The sequence below is a fragment of the Marinovum sp. 2_MG-2023 genome (assembly GCF_030548265.1).
In the GTDB taxonomy this organism is placed as follows: Bacteria; Pseudomonadota; Alphaproteobacteria; order Rhodobacterales; family Rhodobacteraceae; genus Marinovum.
In genome coordinates, this window is the sequence record NZ_JAUOSD010000007.1 from 184,371 (window position 1) to 203,832 (window position 19,462).

Genomic DNA, 19,462 nt, shown 5'->3' on the forward strand with positions numbered 1-19,462 from the left:
CGATCCTTTTTAATTCAACCGGTCCTTTGAGGCGATCAGGCCGCTTTTGAACGGTTGGACCGGCGGCGGCGATTTCCGCCCGGTTTTGCGCTGGGTTTGCCACCTGCATGGCCACCGCCGGCATTGCGACGACCGGGACCACCGGGACGGCCACCGCGGCCGCGACCTTTGCCTTCGGGGGGCGTGATATCCTCCCACGGGCGACCAGAGGCGACAGGAATGTCGAGCTTCATCACCTTTTGGATGGCTTTCAATTCGCCCATCTCATCCGGCGCACAGAAGGCAATCGCAGCCCCATCGCGACCGGCGCGGGCCGTGCGGCCAATACGGTGCACATAGTTATCAGCCACATTGGGCAGGTCAAAGTTGTAGACATGACGCACGTCAGGAATGTCGATGCCACGCGCGGCCACATCGGTGGCCACCAGCACCCGCATCTCGCCCGCACGGAAGGCCGCAAGGGCGCGGTCACGCTGGCCCTGGCTTTTGTTGCCATGGATCGAGGTCGCCGCGAACCCCTGTGCCGCCAGCCCCTTCATCAGCTTTTCCGCACCATGTTTGGTCCGGCAGAACACCAGCGCCAGTTCATCACGGTGTTTGTCCAGAAGTTCGGACAACAGGCCCGGCTTATGCGCCTTGGTCACGAAATGCACCGCCTGCGTCACTTTGTCGGCGGCCTTGCCCGGAGGAGACACTTCGATCCGGATCGGGTTTTTCAGATAGCTGTTGGCAATCTCGTTCATCTGTTTCGGCATGGTGGCCGAAAACAGCATGGTCTGGCGCTCTTCCGGGATCTCACGTGCGATGCGGCGCAACGCGTGGATGAACCCGAGGTCCAGCATCTGGTCGGCCTCGTCCAGCACCAGAAACGCGGCATCGTCAAGTTTGATGGCGCGGCGGTCCATCAGGTCGATCAACCGTCCCGGAGTGGCAACCAGTAGATCCGTGCCACGTTCCAGACGTTTGATCTGGGCATTGATGGATTGACCACCAACCACCATGCCGGTCTTCACCGGCGTGCCTTCGGCCAGAACACGCATGTGTTCAACGATCTGTTTTGCCAGCTCGCGGGTCGGCGCCAGCACCAATGCGCGGATCGAACGCGCCGCCGGTTTTTCGCCGTATTGCAGCAGTTGCGCCATCAGCGGCAGACCAAACGCCGCGGTCTTGCCGGTGCCGGTCTGGGCCAGGCCCATGACGTCGCGACCATCCAGCGCATGCGGGATCGCACGGCTCTGGATGGGTGTTGGTTCAGAAATCCCCATGGTGCTCAAACGTGTCAAAAGATGTTTGGGCAGGCCCATCATGTCGAATTGGGTCAAGGTAAATACGTCCTTTCGGGCCGGGCCCCATGCCCCGCCCTTGATTGCCCCCGACAATGCGGAGGCGCGGTGGTACGCGCGAAAAGCCTACGCCCGGCAGAATTGCCGCTGACGTTCAGTGCGCGTTTCGGCCCCACGCGTGATTTTGGGAACGGTTGCGGTCCATAGATCGGCGCATCGGGCGCTCGGGCTGCTCACGCGGCAGTGGACATCGCTGGGCCCTCTTCTGCCCTTTTGACCACAAAGTCAACCCAGCCTCTTTTCCACCCGCCACAAATCGCCTAGACCCTTTGCCGCGCAAAGAGACAATCGGACAGGGTCATGGGGCAAAACATTCTGGAACGTTGCGAGGCCAAGGGCCTGCGCATGACCGGCCAGCGTCGGGTGATTGCGGCAGTCCTGGAAGACAGCGAAGACCACCCCGATGTCGAGGCGCTCTACGCCCGGGCCGCCGAACGTGATGCGGCGATTTCGATTGCGACGGTCTATCGGACAGTGAAACTGTTTGAAGAGGCCGGTATCCTAGAAAAACACGAATTCGGCGATGGCCGCGCCCGGTATGAGGACGCCGAACGCGACCATCATGACCACCTGATCGACATGAACACCGGCGCGGTGATCGAATTTGTCGATCCCGAAATCGAAGCACTGCAAGAACGAATTGCCGAGAAACTGGGCTATCGGCTCAAGGGCCATCGGCTCGAACTCTACGGCGTGCCAATCAAAAAGTGATCTGAGAAAGTGATCTTAGGGGGCCCCATGCGCCCACACCACAGCCAAAACACCGACGGAGGCCAAAACACACCGCCACCTCCCCCTTTCTTCTTGGTCAAAATATCCCGGGGGTCTGGGGGCTGGCCCCCAGCCTGTCGGCGCGCAGGGCGCGACGACATTTCACGTCATCCTTTGTACACCGGTGACGGAAATAGCGGGCTTGGCATGGTCACCGCACCGCGTTAGGCATAGGCCAACCTGCCTAATTTCTGGACATCTGTAATGTATGTGCTGCGCGCGATCCTGTTCATGACGCTGTCAATGGCGTGCCTCGCGCTCAGCGATCTGTTTATCAAACTGGCCAGCCAGGGGCTCACCCCCGGACAGGTGATGTTTTTCCTCAGCACCGGCGGCACCAGCCTGTTTGTGATCTTGTCGCTGGTGCTTGGCGTTTCCCTGCGCTCGCGGCATTTCTGGCATCGCAATGTGCTGGCCCGCAATGGCTTTGAAATTCTGGCGGCCATTGGTCTGATCACCGGCATTGCCGGCACGCCGCTGCCGATGGTTGCCGCGATCATGCAAACGACGCCGCTGCTGGTCACACTGGGCGCGGCGGTGTTCCTTGGGGAAACTGTGGGCTGGCGACGCTGGAGCGCAATTTTTGTTGGTCTGGCCGGCATGTTGCTGGTGATCCGGCCCGGCATGGACGGGTTTGAGCCTGCGGCATTGTTGGTGGCGATGGGCGCCGTCGGCCTGGCGGGGCGGGATCTGTTGACACGGCTGGTGCCAAGCGATCTGCCCTCTCTTGTGCTGTCGACATGGGGCTTTGCCGCCACCATTCCGGCCGGTCTGGTGTTCATGATGTTGTCAGCCCCGACCGTGGCAATCGAGGCCCATGCTTTCGCGGCGGTGGCGGCGGCGGTGGTGGTGACCACGGCTGGTTATTATCTGGTTACAGCGGCAATGCGCATGGCCCCTGCGGCGATTGTCGCGCCGTTCCGCTACAGCCGTCTTGTCTTTACCATGGGGCTGGGGATTCTGGTCATGGGCGACAGGCCCGACAACCTGACCTTGATCGGGGCGGCAATCATCATGGCGTCGGGTCTCTACACTTTCCTGCGAGAGCGCCGCCAAGCGACAGCAAAGGGCGCGGCGGCCTGATTGGTTAGCGCTAACAAGGATCGGTTTGCAAACCCCCTGCCCTCTGCTACAGATACCGCAACTTTATCGTCATGAGGACAAAACCCATGAGCACCATTATTGACATTTTTGCCCGCGAAATCCTCGACAGCCGGGGCAACCCGACGGTTGAGGTCGATGTGACCCTGGAAGACGGCACCATTGGCCGTGCGGCTGTGCCGTCGGGCGCCTCCACCGGCGCCTATGAGGCCGTCGAAAAGCGCGACGGCGACAAGTCCCGTTACATGGGCAAAGGCGTGCTGGAGGCTGTTGCCGCCGTGAACGGCGAAATCGCCGATGCCATCGTCGGCATGGACGCCACCGAACAGGTCGCAATTGATATGGCGATGATCGAACTGGACGGCACCGACAACAAGGGCCGTCTGGGCGCAAACGCCATCCTTGGTGTGTCGCTGGCCACGGCCAAAGCCGCCGCAGATTACACCGCACAACCGCTGTTCCGCTATGTCGGCGGCACCTCGGCCCGTATCCTGCCGGTGCCGATGATGAACATCATCAATGGCGGCGAACATGCCGACAACCCGATCGACATTCAGGAATTCATGATCATGCCAGTGTCGGCCACGAATATTCGTGACGCCGTGCGCATGGGCTCCGAAGTGTTCCATACCCTGAAAAAAGAACTGTCTGCTGCGGGCATGTCGACCGGTCTTGGCGACGAAGGCGGTTTTGCCCCCGAACTTGGCTCGACACGCGAAGCGCTGGACTTCATCCTGAAGTCGATCGAAAAAGCGGGCTACAAACCGGGCGAGGATATTTACCTCGCGATGGATTGCGCCGCGACAGAATATTACAAAGATGGCAAATACGAGATGAAGGGCGAAGGCAAATCCCTGACATCTGCGGAAAATGCCGATTATCTCGCGGCGCTCTGCGATGATTATCCCATCATCTCGATCGAAGACGGCATGAGCGAAGACGACTGGGACGGCTGGAAGCTGTTGACCGACAAGATCGGCGACAAGATCCAGCTGGTTGGCGACGATCTGTTTGTGACCAACCCGGTGCGTCTGGCCGATGGTATCGCACGCGGCGTGGCGAATTCGATGCTGGTGAAGGTCAACCAGATCGGCAGCCTGACCGAGACATTGAAAGCCGTCGATATGGCGCACCGTGCGCGCTATACCAATGTGATGTCGCACCGTTCGGGCGAAACCGAGGATGCCACCATTGCCGACCTCGCGGTTGCCACCAACTGTGGCCAGATCAAAACCGGCTCGCTGGCGCGGTCTGACCGGTTGGCGAAATACAACCAGTTGATCCGGATTGAGGAAATGCTGGGTGAAACGGCTGAATATGCCGGGACATCGATCCTGCGCTAATTTCCGGCGGATGCCGCAGTAAAGTGTATCTTGGGCCTCTTCGTACCTGCGAAGAGGCCCTTTGCGTTTTTGGGGGCAGACTGCCTGTATCGGGGTCCGGCCCCGGGTGTCAGAAAGCAGGCCCAATTGGCCCTGCATCACCAGCGCCCTATCGCAAAGCACCAGGGATGCCCGCCGGGTCATGTCGCCCACCTCGCCCCTGTGAACGCAGCTGAACACCCCTAGATGCCCCGGATGGCCGTCGCACAGCATTGAAACGCCGCCAAACCCGGCTCCCCCCCCCCAATTTTGATGGTGTTGAAGCGAATCGAGATGTGTTTACGACAAACTCCCGGTTCTGACCTCCGCTTCTGTTCTCCGGTTCGCTGACCACCCCGGAAATCCAGCCACGTACTCGCGTTACACAACTTCGGAAAAATCGGGTCAGATCCGGCGGCGCAGGGCAGGAAAACTCACCCATAGCGAGTATTTCAAGGGTATCTTTATTAACTGACCAATCAATAAATATAAAATAAATGACCCATCAACGATTAGAATTTATAACCTTTCCTGAAATAAAACCATAACTATTCGGGCAATTCCGGGTTATTAATTGCCCGATCAATTAAAACGGAAACCCGGGTGATTTAGCGCAAAATTGGCACAGTTAATTATTTGACCCATCAACTGCCACTTTTTTAATCACTTATAAAAAATCTAATAATATCAGCATATTGCGGCAAGACTTACGCGACGTAACGTCACCTTATGTGAGGCACCTCACAAATTTTTATTGCACGGTGTTTCCGCGATCATTAAAAACAATATAAAGCAAATAAAATAAAATGAGGTCAAGAACAGTGAAAAACCTATCCATATCCCTATGCGCGAGACTTTTCTGCGGATACACGCTTGTCATGACTGCCCTGGCGACGCTGGGTGCCTACCATGGCCCGCTGACACATTCCTGGATGGATTTCAGCCATGTATCGCAGTTTCAGTATACAATCCTGCCGATCGTCATACTGATGTGCATCTTTGCGCTCTGGCTGGTGATGGGAATTCGCACACAGGTTGCCGCGTTTTTCTCAATCATCTTGATCACGGCACTGATCATGTTTGATGCCGCCGACTACTCGGTCACCGGACCGACAGCAGTCTGGGAGTTCGCCCACGCGGCATTCTTCCTGTTTTCCCTACTGACCCTGATTGTTCAGGGCGTCGTCGAAACAGCCCTTGTCCGTGGTGGATGACAAGGGTTCTTCAAGCCTCTCAGCAAGAAGTGTCTGATCCACCACTCTACCACTAAATGACGGGGGTTCGCCCCCGTCCTTTTTTTGTCATGCAACCCGGTCTGCGGCGGCGCGCCGCAAGAGACTTCAGTCTCTGTTTTTCAGAACAAAATCAACAAGCTGCTGGGTCGATCCGTCTTTGCCCTCGGCGCTTTCCTCACCGGCGACAATCGGCCCCAGCGCGGTGGCCAGCTCTTTGCCCAGCTCCACCCCCCATTGATCATAGGAGTTGATGCCCAGGATCACGCCCTCGACAAAAACGCGGTGTTCATAGAGCGCCACGATCTGACCAAAGACTTCGGGTGTCAGTTTCGGATAGACCAAGGTGGTCGAGGGGCGATTGCCCGCAAACACCCGATGGCGGGCCTGACGGTCCAGTTCCGCACCTTCAAATTTACCCGCAACCTTTTCGCGCGCCTCGTCCAACGACCGGCCGCGCATCAAGGCTTCGGATTGGGCCAGACAATTGGCGACCAAAAGCTGGTGATGATGGGCCAGATCGGGTTCGTGGCCCTCTGCCGCGACCATGAATTCACAGGGGATCACCCGCGTGCCCTGATGGATCAGCTGGTAAAACGCGTGCTGGCCATTTGTGCCCGGCTCGCCCCAGACGACCGGACCGGAATTGATCTCCAGATCGCTGCCATCCATCGCAACGCTTTTGCCGTTGCTCTCCATCTCCAGCTGTTGAAGATAGGCCGGCAGGCGGATCAGACGATTGTCATACGGCAGCACCGCACGGGTGCCATAGCCCAGGCCCTGATTGTGCCAGATCCCGACAAGGGCCAGCAGCACCGGCAGGTTTTCATGAAACTCTGCCGCACAGAAATGGCGGTCCATCGACTGGGCCCCGCGCAGCATGGCGCGAAACGCCTCTGCCCCGATGCCAATCATCAACGACAGCCCGATCGGTCCCCAGACGGAATAACGCCCGCCGACCCAATCCTCGAATCCGAACACCCGCGTGGGATCAATGCCGAAATCGGCGGTCTTGTCGGTGGCCGAAGACAGCGCCGCGAATTGCGCCGCAGGATCGCTGACCTTGTCCGACATCCAGGCCCGCGCCGTGCGTGCATTGGTCATGGTTTCGATGGTGGTAAAGGTTTTGGAGGCCACAATCACCAGCGTGGTGGTCGGATCCAGCCCGCGCAGGGTGTCGGCCACATCGGCCCCATCCACATTCGATACATAGTGAATGCGCGGCCCGTCCGCATAAGGCGACAGCGCATGATAGGCCATCACCGGCCCAAGGTCAGACCCGCCAATGCCGATATTCACGACATCGGTGATCGCCCCGCCCTGCCCCTGAAACCGTCCGGCGCGCACATCTTCGGCAAAGACCTCCATCCGGTCCAATGTCGCCAAAACATCCGGCATCACATCCTGACCGTCGACCATGACCGCGTCACCATCCAGGTTGCGCAGCGCCGTATGCAGCACCGCCCGCCCTTCGGTTTCATTGATCTTTTCACCGGCGAACATCGCATCCCGTTTTGCCGCGACACCGGCGGTTTCAGCCAGTTCCAACAGGGCATTCAGGGTTTCGCTGTCGAGCGTGGTCTTGGAGTAATCGAACAGGAAATGATCAAATCGGGTCGAAAATGCCGCCCCGCGCCCAGGGGATTCGAACAATTCCAGAATTGTCCGGGATTTCGCGGATTTGGCCAGGGCATTCAATTTGGTCCACATGGGGTCACGATCCTCAATTGGGTCTTGATGGGGTGATTACCGGTATCAGACGGGCCGTTTACGGCGCCCAATGCACCTGTGCCTCGGACAGGACGGCAGCCACCGGCGCGTCTTTCGGGCTGAGCTGGCGGGCGCGGTTGAGCGCTGTGCGTTTCTCGTCGCCAAAGATGACAATATGTTTCGACATCGCGCCATCCAGCACCGGCGCGGTCAGGGTCACACGCGGTTCCGGTGCGCCGGGCGCCCGCATGGCCATCAGGATCGGCGCCTTGGGCGACAGCGCCCCCTCAAGCTGATCAGCCCCGGGAAACAGCGACGCCGTATGCATATCGGCGCCCATGCCCAGCAACAGCACCTGCACCGGCAAACGCGGCGTGATCAGGGCCTCTAACTCGGCCAACCGGTCTTCTGGGGTGTCACTTGGCAGATACATCGGCAACAAAGTGGCCGCTGCGGCCCGATCAACCAAAAGCCGTTCGCGCAGCAGGCGGGTGTTGGACCGTTCACTGTCCTCTGGCACCCAGCGTTCATCGCTGAGCATCACATCGACCCGCGACCAATCCAGATCGGCGGCGCAGAGATCGTCAAAGATCGGCCCCGGCGTTGTCCCGCCCGGCACCGCCATCAAAACCCTGTCCTGATGTTGCAGCGCAGAGCGCAATTCGCCGGCCAATTTATTGGCCAGGTCAATCACCAACATTTCCCGGTCGGCATATTCGATGAATTCCATGGCGCGTCCTCACTTCTATACGGGTTCTGGCGCGCGGGAATGACCCGCGGCCTGTCCTGCATCGGTACTACGCCAGCCGCAGGCCCGTTCCAACAGGTTTCAGGCTTTGATCTCGCGCCATTTTCGTCCATCCCGGTGCATCAGCATCAATGCATCTTCCGGACCGGACGACCCGGCATCATAGATTTTCGGCACATCTCCGCGTGCCTCCCAGCCCTCGATGATCGGATCGGTCCAGGCCCAGGCGGCCTCGACCTCGTCTCCGCGCATGAACAGGGTCTGATTGCCACGGATCACATCCATGATCAGCCGTTCATAGGCATCCGGCACGTCATCCACATCCGGGCCCAAAGCGTCCGAGAATGTCATATCCAAAGGCACATCCACCAGACGCATCCCGCCCGGTCCCGGCTCCTTGATCGTGACACCCAATTCCATGCCTTCGTTGGGCTGCAAACGGATGGTCAGGATATTGCGGTGACGCCCGGCATCTTCGTCAAAGATCGAATGCGGGGTTTCCTTGAACACCACGGCGATTTCGCTGGTGCGCGATTTCAGCCGTTTGCCCGTGCGCAAATAGATCGGCGTGCCGGCCCAGCGCCAGTTCGAGATATGGCATTTCAGCGCCAGAAAGCTTTCGGTCTTGGACCGGGGGTTTTCGGCATGTTCGCGATAGCTGGCCTCGTCACCACCGGCATCATACTGGCCGCGCACGATATGATGTGGCTGCACCGGTTCCAGCGCGCGGATCACCTTGAGCTTTTCGTCGCGCACGGCGTCCGGTTCAAATCGGGCTGGCGGTTCCATCGCGATCAGGCACAGCAATTGCATCAGGTGGTTTTGCACCATATCGCGCATCGCACCGGATGTATCGTAATAGCCACCGCGCCCGCCAACACCCACGGTTTCCGCAACGGTCACCTGAATATGATCAATATACTGGCTGTTCCACAGCGGTTCGAACAACATATTGCCAAACCGCACCGCCATCAGGTTCTGGACGGTTTCCTTGCCCAGATAATGGTCGATGCGATAAATCTGATCTTCGTGGAAAAACGCCTCAAGCGAGGCATTGAGCGCGCGGGCGGTTTCCAGATCCCGGCCAAAGGGTTTTTCGACCACGATCCGGCTTTCACGATCCGCCAGCCCCTTGTTGTGCAGCCGTTCGGCGATATCGCCAAACAGGGACGGCGCAACCGAGAAATAGAACGCCCGCACCATACCGTCGCGCAGCATTTCATGCAGCTCGGGCCAACCACCGTCGCCCTTGGCATCCACTTTGACATAGCTCAACCGCTCCAGGAAACCGCCAAGATCCGGGCAGTCTTCTGGCCGCTGCGAATCAAATTCATTGATCGCATCGCGCACCATCTGGCGATATTCGTCGTGGCCCATATCGGACCGCGCGGCACCAATGATCCGGGCCTCGGTCGGCATTTGACCAGAGCAATACCGCCGGAAAAGTCCGGGCAGGATCTTGCGCCGGGCCAGATCGCCCGTGCCGCCAAAAATCACCAGATCAAAGGGATCCACCGGAATGACGCGTGAAACCATGATCGTTCCTCTTACTGTCGCTTGGCCGGATATCTTCGGGCCGTTGTCGTTAAAACTGGTCGGTCGCCGGGTATCTGTCGCCGGGTCTGTTTCGTCGGGTCTGTGTCGTCAGGTCTATGTCTTCATCGTCAGGAAACTGCAGTCGGGCACGGGTGTGGCACAGAGCGACACCAGCCTGACGTTAGCGCTAACGTAGGCACATTTACCCCGCTTTCCTGCAGAAGTCTAACACGCATTTTGCGCTTCACAATGGCGTCAGACAATCTGTTGACCATTGGCAACGCCGCTTTGGCAGGCTACCCCAGTACCCGAACCAAAAGATTGCGACAAGCCCATGAAAGATCACAGAGATTCAATGCCCGCCACGGGGGCTGACTCGGGGCCCAACACGGGCAAGTTCATTGATGAAAATTTCACCGCCAATGGTGACGCACGGGCACGTGTTGCGCTGAGCAACCCTGAAACCCTGTGGTTCAACACCGGGACGCTGTGCAATATCGAATGCGCAAACTGCTATATCGAAAGCTCGCCCAGCAACGAACGGCTGGTCTATCTGACCTGTGCCGAGGTGGTCGATTTTCTGGATCAACTGGACGATCGCAAATGGGGCGTTTCGGAAATCGCCTTTACCGGCGGAGAGCCCTTCATGAACCCCGAGATGGTCGCCATGGCGCGCGCATCGCTGGAACGCGGGTACGAGGTGCTGATCCTGACCAATGCCATGCGGCCAATGATGCGCAAGACCGTGCAGGCCGGCCTGCGGGATCTGCAACGCGACTTTGGCGACAAGCTGACCTTGCGGGTGTCGCTCGATCATTGGGACCCGGAACATCACGATGCCGAACGCGGCGCGGGTGCGCATGAGAAAACCCTGATCGGCATGCGATGGCTGGCCGCGGAAGGGGTGAACATGGCCGTGGCGGGGCGGATCGTCTGGGCCGAAAGCGAGGCCGCGGCGCGGGCCGGATATGCCCGGCTGTTTGCCACCGAAGGCTTTGACATCAATGCCGACAATCCTGGCGATACCGTGTTGTTCCCGGAAATGGATGTTTCGGTCGAAGTGCCTGAAATCACGACAGAATGCTGGAGCATCCTGAACAAATCACCGCGTGATGTGATGTGTTCCTCGTCCCGGATGGTGGTCAAGCGCAAGGGCGCCGATGCCCCTGCGGTTCTGGCCTGTACATTGTTGCCCTATGAGCCCGAATTCGAATTGGGCGCCACCCTGGCCGAGGCCGAGGGTGATGTGGCGCTGAACCATCCCCATTGCGCCAAATTCTGTGTTCTGGGCGGCGCCAGCTGTTCCGGGTGAGCAGACCCCGGCAAGGGCCCTGCTCTGCTGGTTTCAGGCCTGCGTCACCGCCCAAGCATCCAGGTTCCATCCGGCCAGAAGGCATGGAAGGCAAAAGCAAACAGCACATCATGGGCCACGTCGCGACCATTGCCGTCGCGGACCCGGATTGTCCCGACCTCCCTGCCCTGATTGATCTGTCCGCTGTCCAACGCCGAGGCCTGGCCTTCGCGCCATGACAGGGTAAAGCCGGCTTCGGAAATCTCCTGCGCGGTGTCAAAACGCGACAGCGGCCAGGCCCGATCCCCCACCCGTACCACGCGCATCAGCGCCGGCACCCCATGCGGCGGCAATTCGCCGGAATAAAGGAACGGGCGCACCGACGAATCATATTTCTGATAGGGATTGCTGCCATAACGGCGCGACCAATTCGGCTCTGCCATCACCAGCCCCTCGGGATTGCGGCTGCGAAACTGATCCCAGCTTTCCATCCAGCTTGGCAACATGGCCAGCTCTGTTCCCAGCAGATCCCCGACAATGGCTGTGCCGACGGCCTGTTGCCACCAGCTCTCGGTTTCGCGGTCATACATCACCATGTCGGAATTGCGCAGTTTGCCGGACACGCCGAAACTCAGCACGCCATGGGGCGTGCGCCGGTCAAAGGTGATGCCGGAATTGCACAGCGGGCAAAAGGTGACGGCGACCGGCACACCGCCGACCCGATCGTTCACGATTTCATGCCAGGTCAAATAGCGGATCGGATAGGCGCGCGGCTTGGCGCCCTCGATTTCGAGCGTGATCACCGGTTCACGGCCCCCGATCCCGCTGTGGCGCGCGACCGGCACAAACGCCGGATCATCCAGCGCCGGGATACCATCCTTGGGCGGTCCCCCGGATTGGATTTCCGACCAGGCGTCAACAGTGGTTTGGGAAAAGTCGGTGTTCGGCCATTCCCCGGACCAAAGTTGCGGATTGGCCCCGGCCAGACCGGCCACTGCGGACAAGATTGCCGCCAGGCAAATTGGTTTGAAAAGGCTTATGGATTTGATTTTCATGGCGCACCCCCTTGTGACAGGATGCGCTGTCAGGGGGCCGGTTGCCTAGCCCCCTGCACGCGGGTTTGATCGTCCGTGGGTCATCACGTGACCCCACGCGACCCCAGGCGACACTGGCCCTGCCTAGTCGGTGACCGTGACCGTGGTCATGACATCAGCCTCGCCCACAACCGCGCCATTGCCGCCGGTTCCGCGTTTGATCGCATCAACCACGTCCATGCCTTCGGTGACCTTGCCCACCACGGTATATTGACCGTTCAGGAAATGCCCCGGTTCGAACATGATGAAGAACTGCGAATTGGCGCTGTTCGGGTTCTGGCTGCGGGCCATGCCGACCACACCGCGATCAAACGGCGTATCGGAAAATTCAGCCGGAAGATCGGCGCGATCCGAACCGCCCCGCCCTGCCATCTGCATGGAAAAGCCCGCCACGCTGGTGTTGCCGAATTCGACATCGCCGGTCTGTGCCATGAAACCGTCGATCACGCGGTGAAAGACCACGCCGTCATAGGCGCCTTCGCTGGCCAATTCGGTGATCTGGGCGACATGCGCCGGGGCGATGTCTTCGAACAGGTCGATGGTGACGGTGCCGTTGGCCTCGCCCGCGATGGCGATTTCCAGCCCCGTTGCGCCAACCGGCGCGCCGTCCAACATGACCAGCACAGGGCTGGCCAGAAGGGAGAATGCAATTGCCAGCTTAGACATCTGCGGCCACCTTGACCGAAATCATCCGGTCCGGGTTCGCAGGCGGCTCGCCACGTGTGATCGCATCGACATGTTCCATGCCGGAAATCACCCGACCATAAACAGTGTATTGGCCGTTGAGGAAATCATTGTCCTTAAAGTTGATGAAGAACTGCGAATTCGCCGAATTCGGGTTCTGCGACCGCGCCGCGCCCAGGGTGCCACGCGCATGCGGCAGTTTGGAAAACTCTGCCGGAAGGTCAGGCAGCGACGAACCGCCGGTGCCTGCGGCACGCAGGTTGAACCCGTCTTCCATATCGCCGTTCTGCACATCGCCGGTTTGCGCCATGAAACCGTCGATCACCCGGTGAAAGGCGACATTGTCATATTCACCGGCGCGGGCCAGTTCCTTCATCCGTTTGGTGTGCTCTGGTGCCACATCGGCCAAAAGCTCGATTGTGACGGTGCCACCGGCCAGTTCCATCAGGATGGTGTTTTCGGGATCTTTGATTTCGGCCATCTGGGCCTCCTGTTGCCATACTTGACCTGATACCTAATCAGCCACGCCCCGGTCGGCAAGCGCGTGATTGACGCCGGCGCGCTAAGCGGCCAAACAATGCCTCAACCGAAATCCCCCTGCACAGGAGCGGCGACATGGGCTGGAAAACACTCGACGACATGGATCTGGATGGCAAAGTGGTGCTGACACGGGTCGACATCAACGTGCCGATGGACAACGGCAAAGTGACCGATGCCACCCGGATCGAACGCATCATCCCCACACTCAAGGACATTCTGGCCAAGGGCGGCACGCCGGTGATGCTGGCGCATTTTGGCCGCCCCAAGGGAAAATTCGTACCCGAGATGAGCCTGCGTCAGGTGGTGCCCGCGCTGGAGGCCGCCTTGGGCCAGAGCGTGACATTCATCGAAAAGCCGTCGCGCGACGAGATTGACGGTCTGGCCAAGGGCACCGTGGTGCTGGTGGAAAACACCCGTTTCAGCGAGATGGAAGAAAAGAACGACCCGAAAATGGCCGCTTTCCTCGCCTCGCTTGGCGACATCTACTGCAACGATGCGTTTTCGGCGGCCCACCGCGCGCATGCCTCAACCGAAGGTGTGGCGCGGCTGTTGCCGTCCTGCGCCGGACGTTTGATGCAGGCAGAACTGTCGGCGCTGGAGGCCGCATTGGGCAAACCAGAACGCCCGGTGGTGGCCGTGGTTGGCGGCGCCAAAGTGTCAAGCAAGCTGGACCTGCTGGGCAATCTGGTCAGCAAGGTCGACCATCTGGTGATTGGCGGCGGCATGGCCAACACGTTCCTTGCGGCACAGGGCATTGATGTCGGCAAATCGCTGGCCGAACACGACATGACCGACACCGCCCGCGAGATCATGGGCAAGGCCGAGGCTGCGGGCTGCACCATCCTGTTGCCGGTCGATGTGGTTGTCGCGCGTGAGTTCAAGGCCGGTGCCGACAATGAAACCGTCGCCGCAGACGCCTGCCCCGCCGATGCAATGATTCTGGATGCCGGCCCCGCAACAGTGGCCGCCGTGGCAGAGGTTCTGGCCGGGGCAAAGACCCTGATCTGGAATGGCCCGATGGGTGCCTTTGAAATCGAACCGTTTGATGCCGCCACAAATGCCGCCGCCAAACAGGCCGCGGATCTGTCCAAAGCGGGCAAACTGATTTCCGTGGCCGGTGGCGGTGACACGGTTGCCGCATTGAACAAGGCCGGCGCGGCAGAGGATTTCACCTATATCTCGACCGCTGGTGGCGCTTTCCTGGAATGGATGGAAGGCAAGGAACTGCCCGGCGTCGCCGCTCTGGGCTAGGCCTGCGCCGCGCCGAGGCAGTAAATCCCGCCCCGGCCCGTCAGAACACACCCCGGGCAAATAAACCGGCCTTTTTGCATCGGTTTTTGCCCGGGTTTGCATCAAGAATGCAGCGGTTTGGACACGGTCCCGGTCCAAACCGCTTCGAGGCGCCAGATGTTAGCGCCACCACATTGCAAGCCTCTGACCGCTCGCTTACCACTCCGCCCAAAGGGGGCGATAATCCCCCTGGGATCACATTTTTGGGACGGACAAGACATTATGACCAATCAGGCAATGGCCGATCAAATGGCCAACAAAATCGGCTTTATCGCAGCACTCGACCAATCCGGCGGCTCGACCCCCAAGGCGCTGCGGCTTTACGGCGTGACCGAAGATGCCTATTCGGGTGACGAAGAAATGTTCGCCAAAGTGCATGAAATGCGCGCCCGCATTATCAAATCCCCCGCCTTTACCGGGGAAAAGGTGATTGGCGCCATCCTGTTCGAACGTACCATGGACGGCGACATCGACGGCACCCCCACCGCTGAATATCTGTGGAAAGAATGCGGTGTCGTGCCGTTTCTGAAGGTCGACAAAGGTCTGGCCGAGCCCACAGATGGCGTCAAAATGATGAAACCAATGCCTGAGTTGGATTCGCTTTTGGCCCGCGCAGTGACCAAGGGCATTTTTGGCACAAAAATGCGGTCGGTGATCGACGCGGCCAACCCGGCCGGGATCGCCAGCGTTGTGGCACAGCAATTCGAAATTGGCCGCCAGATTGCCAGCCACGGTCTGATGCCGATCATCGAACCCGAGGTCACAATCACCATCGCGGACAAGGCCGAAGCCGAAGAATTGCTGCGCGACGAAATCCTGAAGAACCTCGACACCCTGCCAGAGGGTGAGAAGGTGATGTTGAAACTGTCGCTGCCGACAGTGGCCAATATCTATCAACCGCTGATCAACCATCCGGCAGTGATGCGGGTTGTGGCGCTTTCGGGTGGGTATTCGCGCGACGAAGCAAATTCCAAACTGGCCCAGAACACCGGCATGATTGCCAGCTTCTCGCGTGGCCTGTCCGAAGGTCTTTCGGCGCAACAATCCGACGCCGATTTCGACGCCACGCTGGCCAAATCGGTGGACTCGATCTGTGAGGCCTCCAAAGCCGGGTAAGTCCGACACCGGCGCAGCTTCGGTTCGTCTCACTGTCAATTCATGCTTGCGGGCGGTCCCATGGATCGCCCGTTTTGCTTTGTGGCCTGCGGTTGTCACATCGGAACATCCCCGGCCAAACCGGGCTTTTTCCCGATTGCCGCAGAAATTTGCCCATCGGGGAACATTGGGGATTCACAGGGCGAATCACTTGTGGCATAGTCATGACATCGCATCCGACAAGAGATGCATTCGAGGCAGTAAATGAGCAAAAGTCCCACCCGCCGGAACCTCGTTCCTCTTAGCGTGTTCGCAATTGCGTTTACGTTAGGGGCCTATTTTACCTTTGCCGCTGTGCAGGGGGATTTTGGGTTGTTCCGGCGGGCTGAGATTTTGGCCGAAGCCGCGCGATTTGAAGCGGAACGTGACATCCTGCGGGGCAAGGTTGCCGAAATGGAAAACCTGACCCATCGCCTGTCTGACGAATACCTTGATCTGGATCTGCTGGACCAACAGGCGCGCGATGTGCTGGGTCTGATCCGCACCGACGAGATTGTGATCCGTTAATCCAAACCCGCGAAATTACTGCCCGGACTGCTGTCTTCGACCTGATCGCGCACAATTGACCGGTGACACGCATATCAACCTGCATTGCAATCCTTTTCGACCCCGCGTAGGCTTGGCGATAGTTTAATGCTAAACCATTCGCACGGGAGGGTGCCGCAATGGCCACACGCAGGGCAGCCAAAAAGCCGAACATTTCCAAAGACGAATTGATCCGATTTTACCGGGACATGCTGCTGATCCGCCGGTTCGAGGAAAAGGCCGGCCAGCTTTACGGCATGGGGCTGATCGGGGGTTTCTGTCACCTTTATATCGGACAAGAGGCGGTTGTTGTCGGGCTGGAGGCCGCCACTGAAGAGGGCGACAAACGCGTCACATCCTATCGCGACCACGGTCATATGCTGGCCTGTGGCATGGACCCGAACGGCGTCATGGCGGAACTGACCGGACGTGCGGGCGGCTATTCCAAGGGCAAGGGCGGCTCGATGCATATGTTCTCGAAAGAGAAACATTTCTACGGCGGCCACGGCATCGTCGGCGCGCAGGTGCCGATTGGCGCCGGGCTGGCCTTTGCCGATAAATACAAGGAAAACGGCCGCGTCACATTCACCTATTTCGGGGATGGTGCCGCCAATCAGGGCCAGGTCTATGAGACATTCAATATGGCCGCGCTCTGGGATCTTCCGGTGGTTTTTGTGATTGAAAACAACCAATACGCCATGGGCACCGCGCAACAACGCTCGACCTCGACACCCGATCTCTATACCCGTGGCGCCGCATTTGGCATCCCCGGCGAAGTGGTGGATGGCATGGATGTGCTGGCGGTCAAGGCGGCGGGCGAAACCGCTGTCGGCCACTGCCGCGCGGGCAACGGCCCCTATATCCTTGAGATCAAGACCTATCGCTATCGCGGCCATTCGATGTCGGACCCGGCCAAATACCGCACCCGCGAAGAAGTGCAGAAAATGCGCGAAGAACGCGATCCGATTGAACAGGTGCGTGCGCTTTTGCTGAACGGCAAACATGCCAGCGAAGAAGATCTGAAATCCATCGACAAGGACATCAAACAGGTGGTCAATGCGGCGGCAGATTTCTCACGCGAGAGCCCGGAACCGGATCTGGCAGAATTGTGGACCGATATTTACGCGGAGGTCGTGTGATGGCGCATTTTGAAATTCATGCCGCCGATACCGGTGCGGCACAGGCGTTTTACGCAGGGCTGTTCGGCTGGGAATTTGCCGCCATGCCCGGCGCAGAAGATGTGGAATATATGCTGATTTCCGGCCCCGGTCTTGACGCGGGTCTGAGCGGCGGGCTGATGAAACGCATGGACAGCACACCCGCACCCGGCAGTCCGGTCCGCGGCTGCACCCTGACCTTCGAAGTTGCAGATTGCGACGAACGATATGCCTGGGCGCTGGCCAATGGGGGCGCAGAGGCCCTGCCACCCACCGATTTCCCCGGCGTGGGGCGCGCGGCCTATGTCGAAGATGGACAGGGCAACATTGTCGGCTTTGTGACGCCTGACCAAGGGGGGCTTTGATCCATGGCCACAGAAATTCTCATGCCCGCCCTGTCCCCCACGATGGAAGAAGGCACACTGGCCAAATGGCTGGTAAGCGAAGGTGACACCGTCGCCTCTGGCGATATCATCGCCGAGATCGAAACCGACAAAGCGACAATGGAATTCGAAGCGGTCGACGACGGCACCATTGGCAAATTGCTGGTGGCGGCTGGTACGGCCTCCGTATCGGTCAACACGCCGATTGCCCTGCTGCTGGAAGACGGTGAAAGCGCGGAAGACATAGAGGTCAAGACCGCCCCGGCCAAAACCACCACCGCGCCAAATGCAACGCCGGACCGAACCACCAAAGAATCCGCGACCACGCCCCCCGCACCCCAAGGCGGACAACCACAGATCGCGCCGCAACCGGATTGGCCCGAAGGCACCGAGGTCAAACAACAAACCGTCCGCGAAGCGCTGCGCGACGCCATGGCCGAAGAAATGCGCGCCGACGGCGATGTCTATCTGATGGGCGAAGAAGTCGGCGAATATCAGGGTGCTTACAAGATCAGCCAGGGTCTGCTGGATGAATTCGGCCCCAAACGGGTGATCGACACGCCGATTACCGAACATGGCTTCACCGGCATCGCGGTGGGCGCGGCCTTTGGCGGGCTGAAACCGATCGTCGAATTCATGACCTTCAACTTCGCGATGCAAGCGATGGATCAGATCGTCAATTCCGCCGCCAAGACGCTTTACATGTCCGGTGGGCAGATGGGCGCACCGATGGTGTTTCGCGGCCCCAACGGCGCGGCCGCCCGGGTGGGCGCGCAACACAGCCAGGATTTTGCCGCCTGGTTCGCCCATATTCCGGGTCTAAAGGTGGCGATCCCCTATTCCGCCTCCGACGCCAAGGGCCTTTTGAAATCGGCCATCCGCGACCCCAATCCGGTGATTTTCCTGGAAAACGAAATCCTATATGGCAAAACCTTCGACGTGCCCGTGATGCAGGATTTCACAATTCCCTTCGGCAAGGCCCGGATCTGGCGCGCCGGCAGCGATGTCACCATTGTCAGCTTCGGCATCGGCATGACCTATGCGTTGGAGGCCGCTGAAAAACTGGCCGAAGACGGGATCAACGCCGAGGTGATCGACCTGCGCTGCCTGCGCCCGCTCGACACCGCCACTGTCATCGCCAGCGTACAGAAGACCAACCGCTGCGTGACCGTGGAAGAGGGGTTTCCCGTCGGCGCCATCGGCAATCATATCTCTGCCGTGCTGATGCAAGAAGCGTTTGATTACCTCGACGCGCCGGTGATCAATTGCACCGGCAAGGATGTGCCGATGCCCTATGCCGCCAACCTGGAGCGGCACGCCCTTGTCACCACGGATGAGGTCATCGCCGCAGTGAAGAAAGTGACCTACCGATGACCGGCCCCGCCCGATTGAGATGTGACACCTGCACCCGACCTGTCAGGCGCGCCCGCGCGCCTCTGGGCTCCGTCTTGCATCCGATGCAGCACCAAGACCAAGGTTCCCTTGCCCCCCCGTCCCTTCTTCTGTTCTGAAATATCCCGGGGAGCGCGAGGGGTTGACCC

General features: G+C 59.4%; 19 protein-coding genes. 12 read left to right on the forward strand and 7 right to left on the reverse strand.

All coding sequences use genetic code 11. From position 1 onward, the window contains the following. Positions 1 to 35: 35 nt before the first annotated feature. Positions 36 to 1,322 carry a DEAD/DEAH box helicase gene (locus tag Q4577_RS10765; protein ID WP_303467792.1) on the reverse strand — a complete coding sequence of 429 codons (1,287 nt, stop codon included), beginning with the start codon at positions 1,320 to 1,322 and terminating at the stop codon, positions 36 to 38. Between the two features lie 321 nt (positions 1,323 to 1,643). Here Q4577_RS10765 and Q4577_RS10770 point away from each other — a divergent pair, with 321 nt between their 5' ends. The 4 genes from Q4577_RS10770 (at position 1,644) to Q4577_RS10785 (ending at position 5,790) form a co-directional block, all read left to right on the forward strand. Beyond that, entirely contained in the window at positions 1,644 to 2,054 is a 411-nt protein-coding gene (locus Q4577_RS10770; RefSeq protein ID WP_244689993.1) for a Fur family transcriptional regulator, read from the forward strand. Between the two features lie 264 nt (positions 2,055 to 2,318). Beyond that, positions 2,319 to 3,197, forward strand: a complete 879-nt coding sequence (locus Q4577_RS10775; protein WP_303467795.1) for a DMT family transporter — start codon at positions 2,319 to 2,321, stop codon at positions 3,195 to 3,197. 86 nt (positions 3,198 to 3,283) lie between these two features. Further along, on the forward strand, positions 3,284 to 4,558 hold the full coding sequence (gene eno, locus Q4577_RS10780; protein WP_303467796.1) for a phosphopyruvate hydratase: 1,275 nt from the start codon (positions 3,284 to 3,286) through the stop codon (positions 4,556 to 4,558). A gap of 896 nt (positions 4,559 to 5,454) precedes the next feature. Next, a complete protein-coding gene (locus tag Q4577_RS10785) occupies positions 5,455 to 5,790 on the forward strand; it encodes a hypothetical protein (protein WP_244689999.1) in 336 nt (111 codons plus the stop codon). Between the two features lie 126 nt (positions 5,791 to 5,916). Here Q4577_RS10785 and pgi read toward each other — a convergent pair whose 3' ends face one another. The 3 genes from pgi to zwf form a co-directional block, all read right to left on the reverse strand. Then, entirely contained in the window at positions 5,917 to 7,518 is a 1,602-nt protein-coding gene (gene pgi, locus Q4577_RS10790; protein WP_244690001.1) for a glucose-6-phosphate isomerase, read from the reverse strand. Between the two features lie 58 nt (positions 7,519 to 7,576). Next, a complete protein-coding gene (gene pgl, locus Q4577_RS10795; RefSeq protein WP_303467797.1) occupies positions 7,577 to 8,248 on the reverse strand; it encodes a 6-phosphogluconolactonase in 672 nt (223 codons plus the stop codon). A gap of 99 nt (positions 8,249 to 8,347) precedes the next feature. After that, positions 8,348 to 9,802, reverse strand: a complete 1,455-nt coding sequence (gene zwf, locus Q4577_RS10800) for a glucose-6-phosphate dehydrogenase (RefSeq protein ID WP_303467798.1) — start codon at positions 9,800 to 9,802, stop codon at positions 8,348 to 8,350. Between zwf and Q4577_RS10805 the strand changes: the two genes are divergently transcribed. Together Q4577_RS10805 and Q4577_RS10810 are read left to right on the forward strand one after the other, a co-directional pair. Further along, positions 9,786 to 9,998: a hypothetical protein gene (locus tag Q4577_RS10805; protein ID WP_303467800.1), complete on the forward strand. Its 213-nt coding sequence runs from the start codon at positions 9,786 to 9,788 to the stop codon at positions 9,996 to 9,998. The genes zwf and Q4577_RS10805 overlap by 17 nt on opposite strands. Positions 9,999 to 10,136: 138 nt before the next feature. Continuing rightward, positions 10,137 to 11,114, forward strand: a complete 978-nt coding sequence (locus Q4577_RS10810) for a radical SAM protein (RefSeq protein ID WP_303467801.1) — start codon at positions 10,137 to 10,139, stop codon at positions 11,112 to 11,114. Positions 11,115 to 11,158: 44 nt separating this feature from the next. Here Q4577_RS10810 and Q4577_RS10815 read toward each other — a convergent pair whose 3' ends face one another. The 3 genes from Q4577_RS10815 to Q4577_RS10825 form a co-directional block, all read right to left on the reverse strand. Continuing rightward, positions 11,159 to 12,148, reverse strand: a complete 990-nt coding sequence (locus Q4577_RS10815; protein WP_303467804.1) for a DUF3179 domain-containing protein — start codon at positions 12,146 to 12,148, stop codon at positions 11,159 to 11,161. A 123-nt stretch (positions 12,149 to 12,271) separates the two neighbouring features. After that, positions 12,272 to 12,853, reverse strand: coding sequence for a peptidylprolyl isomerase (locus tag Q4577_RS10820; RefSeq protein WP_303467806.1), 582 nt, complete (start codon positions 12,851 to 12,853; stop codon positions 12,272 to 12,274). After that, on the reverse strand, positions 12,846 to 13,352 hold the full coding sequence (locus tag Q4577_RS10825) for a peptidylprolyl isomerase (RefSeq protein WP_244690014.1): 507 nt from the start codon (positions 13,350 to 13,352) through the stop codon (positions 12,846 to 12,848). Before Q4577_RS10825 ends, Q4577_RS10820 begins: the two co-directional genes overlap by 8 nt. Positions 13,353 to 13,486: 134 nt before the next feature. Between Q4577_RS10825 and pgk the strand changes: the two genes are divergently transcribed. The 6 genes from pgk (at position 13,487) to Q4577_RS10855 (ending at position 19,295) form a co-directional block, all read left to right on the forward strand. After that, positions 13,487 to 14,662, forward strand: coding sequence for a phosphoglycerate kinase (pgk, locus tag Q4577_RS10830; protein ID WP_303467807.1), 1,176 nt, complete (start codon positions 13,487 to 13,489; stop codon positions 14,660 to 14,662). A gap of 261 nt (positions 14,663 to 14,923) precedes the next feature. Next, positions 14,924 to 15,817, forward strand: coding sequence for a fructose bisphosphate aldolase (locus Q4577_RS10835; protein ID WP_303467809.1), 894 nt, complete (start codon positions 14,924 to 14,926; stop codon positions 15,815 to 15,817). A gap of 243 nt (positions 15,818 to 16,060) precedes the next feature. Then, the gene (locus Q4577_RS10840; RefSeq protein ID WP_244690018.1) at positions 16,061 to 16,363 is read left to right on the forward strand and encodes a septum formation initiator family protein; all 303 of its coding nucleotides are present in this window, start codon (positions 16,061 to 16,063) and stop codon (positions 16,361 to 16,363) included. Between the two features lie 158 nt (positions 16,364 to 16,521). Further along, positions 16,522 to 17,520: a pyruvate dehydrogenase (acetyl-transferring) E1 component subunit alpha gene (gene pdhA / locus Q4577_RS10845; protein WP_303467810.1), complete on the forward strand. Its 999-nt coding sequence runs from the start codon at positions 16,522 to 16,524 to the stop codon at positions 17,518 to 17,520. Then, a complete protein-coding gene (locus Q4577_RS10850; protein WP_303467811.1) occupies positions 17,520 to 17,903 on the forward strand; it encodes a VOC family protein in 384 nt (127 codons plus the stop codon). The genes pdhA and Q4577_RS10850 overlap by 1 nt, the downstream gene beginning before the upstream one ends. Before the next feature lie 3 nt (positions 17,904 to 17,906). Next, on the forward strand, positions 17,907 to 19,295 hold the full coding sequence (locus Q4577_RS10855) for a pyruvate dehydrogenase complex E1 component subunit beta (RefSeq protein ID WP_303467812.1): 1,389 nt from the start codon (positions 17,907 to 17,909) through the stop codon (positions 19,293 to 19,295). Positions 19,296 to 19,462: the final 167 nt, after the last annotated feature.

Excerpts from the sequence above, each read along its gene's own strand:
- Q4577_RS10840 (WP_244690018.1), top strand. The coding sequence starts at position 16,061 with ATGAGCAAAAGTCCCACCCGCCGGAACCTCGTTCCTCTTAGCGTGTTC.
- Q4577_RS10850 (WP_303467811.1), top strand. The coding sequence starts at position 17,520 with ATGGCGCATTTTGAAATTCATGCCGCCGATACCGGTGCGGCACAGGCG.
- Q4577_RS10820 (WP_303467806.1), bottom strand. The coding sequence starts at position 12,853 with ATGTCTAAGCTGGCAATTGCATTCTCCCTTCTGGCCAGCCCTGTGCTG.
- eno (WP_303467796.1), top strand. The coding sequence starts at position 3,284 with ATGAGCACCATTATTGACATTTTTGCCCGCGAAATCCTCGACAGCCGG.
- pgi (WP_244690001.1), bottom strand. The coding sequence starts at position 7,518 with ATGTGGACCAAATTGAATGCCCTGGCCAAATCCGCGAAATCCCGGACA.
- Q4577_RS10810 (WP_303467801.1), top strand. The coding sequence starts at position 10,137 with ATGAAAGATCACAGAGATTCAATGCCCGCCACGGGGGCTGACTCGGGG.
- Q4577_RS10855 (WP_303467812.1), top strand. The coding sequence starts at position 17,907 with ATGGCCACAGAAATTCTCATGCCCGCCCTGTCCCCCACGATGGAAGAA.
- Q4577_RS10770 (WP_244689993.1), top strand. The coding sequence starts at position 1,644 with ATGGGGCAAAACATTCTGGAACGTTGCGAGGCCAAGGGCCTGCGCATG.
- Q4577_RS10815 (WP_303467804.1), bottom strand. The coding sequence starts at position 12,148 with ATGAAAATCAAATCCATAAGCCTTTTCAAACCAATTTGCCTGGCGGCA.
- zwf (WP_303467798.1), bottom strand. The coding sequence starts at position 9,802 with ATGGTTTCACGCGTCATTCCGGTGGATCCCTTTGATCTGGTGATTTTT.
- Q4577_RS10825 (WP_244690014.1), bottom strand. The coding sequence starts at position 13,352 with ATGGCCGAAATCAAAGATCCCGAAAACACCATCCTGATGGAACTGGCC.
- pgk (WP_303467807.1), top strand. The coding sequence starts at position 13,487 with ATGGGCTGGAAAACACTCGACGACATGGATCTGGATGGCAAAGTGGTG.
- Q4577_RS10775 (WP_303467795.1), top strand. The coding sequence starts at position 2,319 with ATGTATGTGCTGCGCGCGATCCTGTTCATGACGCTGTCAATGGCGTGC.
- pgl (WP_303467797.1), bottom strand. The coding sequence starts at position 8,248 with ATGGAATTCATCGAATATGCCGACCGGGAAATGTTGGTGATTGACCTG.
- pdhA (WP_303467810.1), top strand. The coding sequence starts at position 16,522 with ATGGCCACACGCAGGGCAGCCAAAAAGCCGAACATTTCCAAAGACGAA.
- Q4577_RS10785 (WP_244689999.1), top strand. The coding sequence starts at position 5,455 with ATGACTGCCCTGGCGACGCTGGGTGCCTACCATGGCCCGCTGACACAT.
- Q4577_RS10805 (WP_303467800.1), top strand. The coding sequence starts at position 9,786 with ATGACGCGTGAAACCATGATCGTTCCTCTTACTGTCGCTTGGCCGGAT.
- Q4577_RS10835 (WP_303467809.1), top strand. The coding sequence starts at position 14,924 with ATGACCAATCAGGCAATGGCCGATCAAATGGCCAACAAAATCGGCTTT.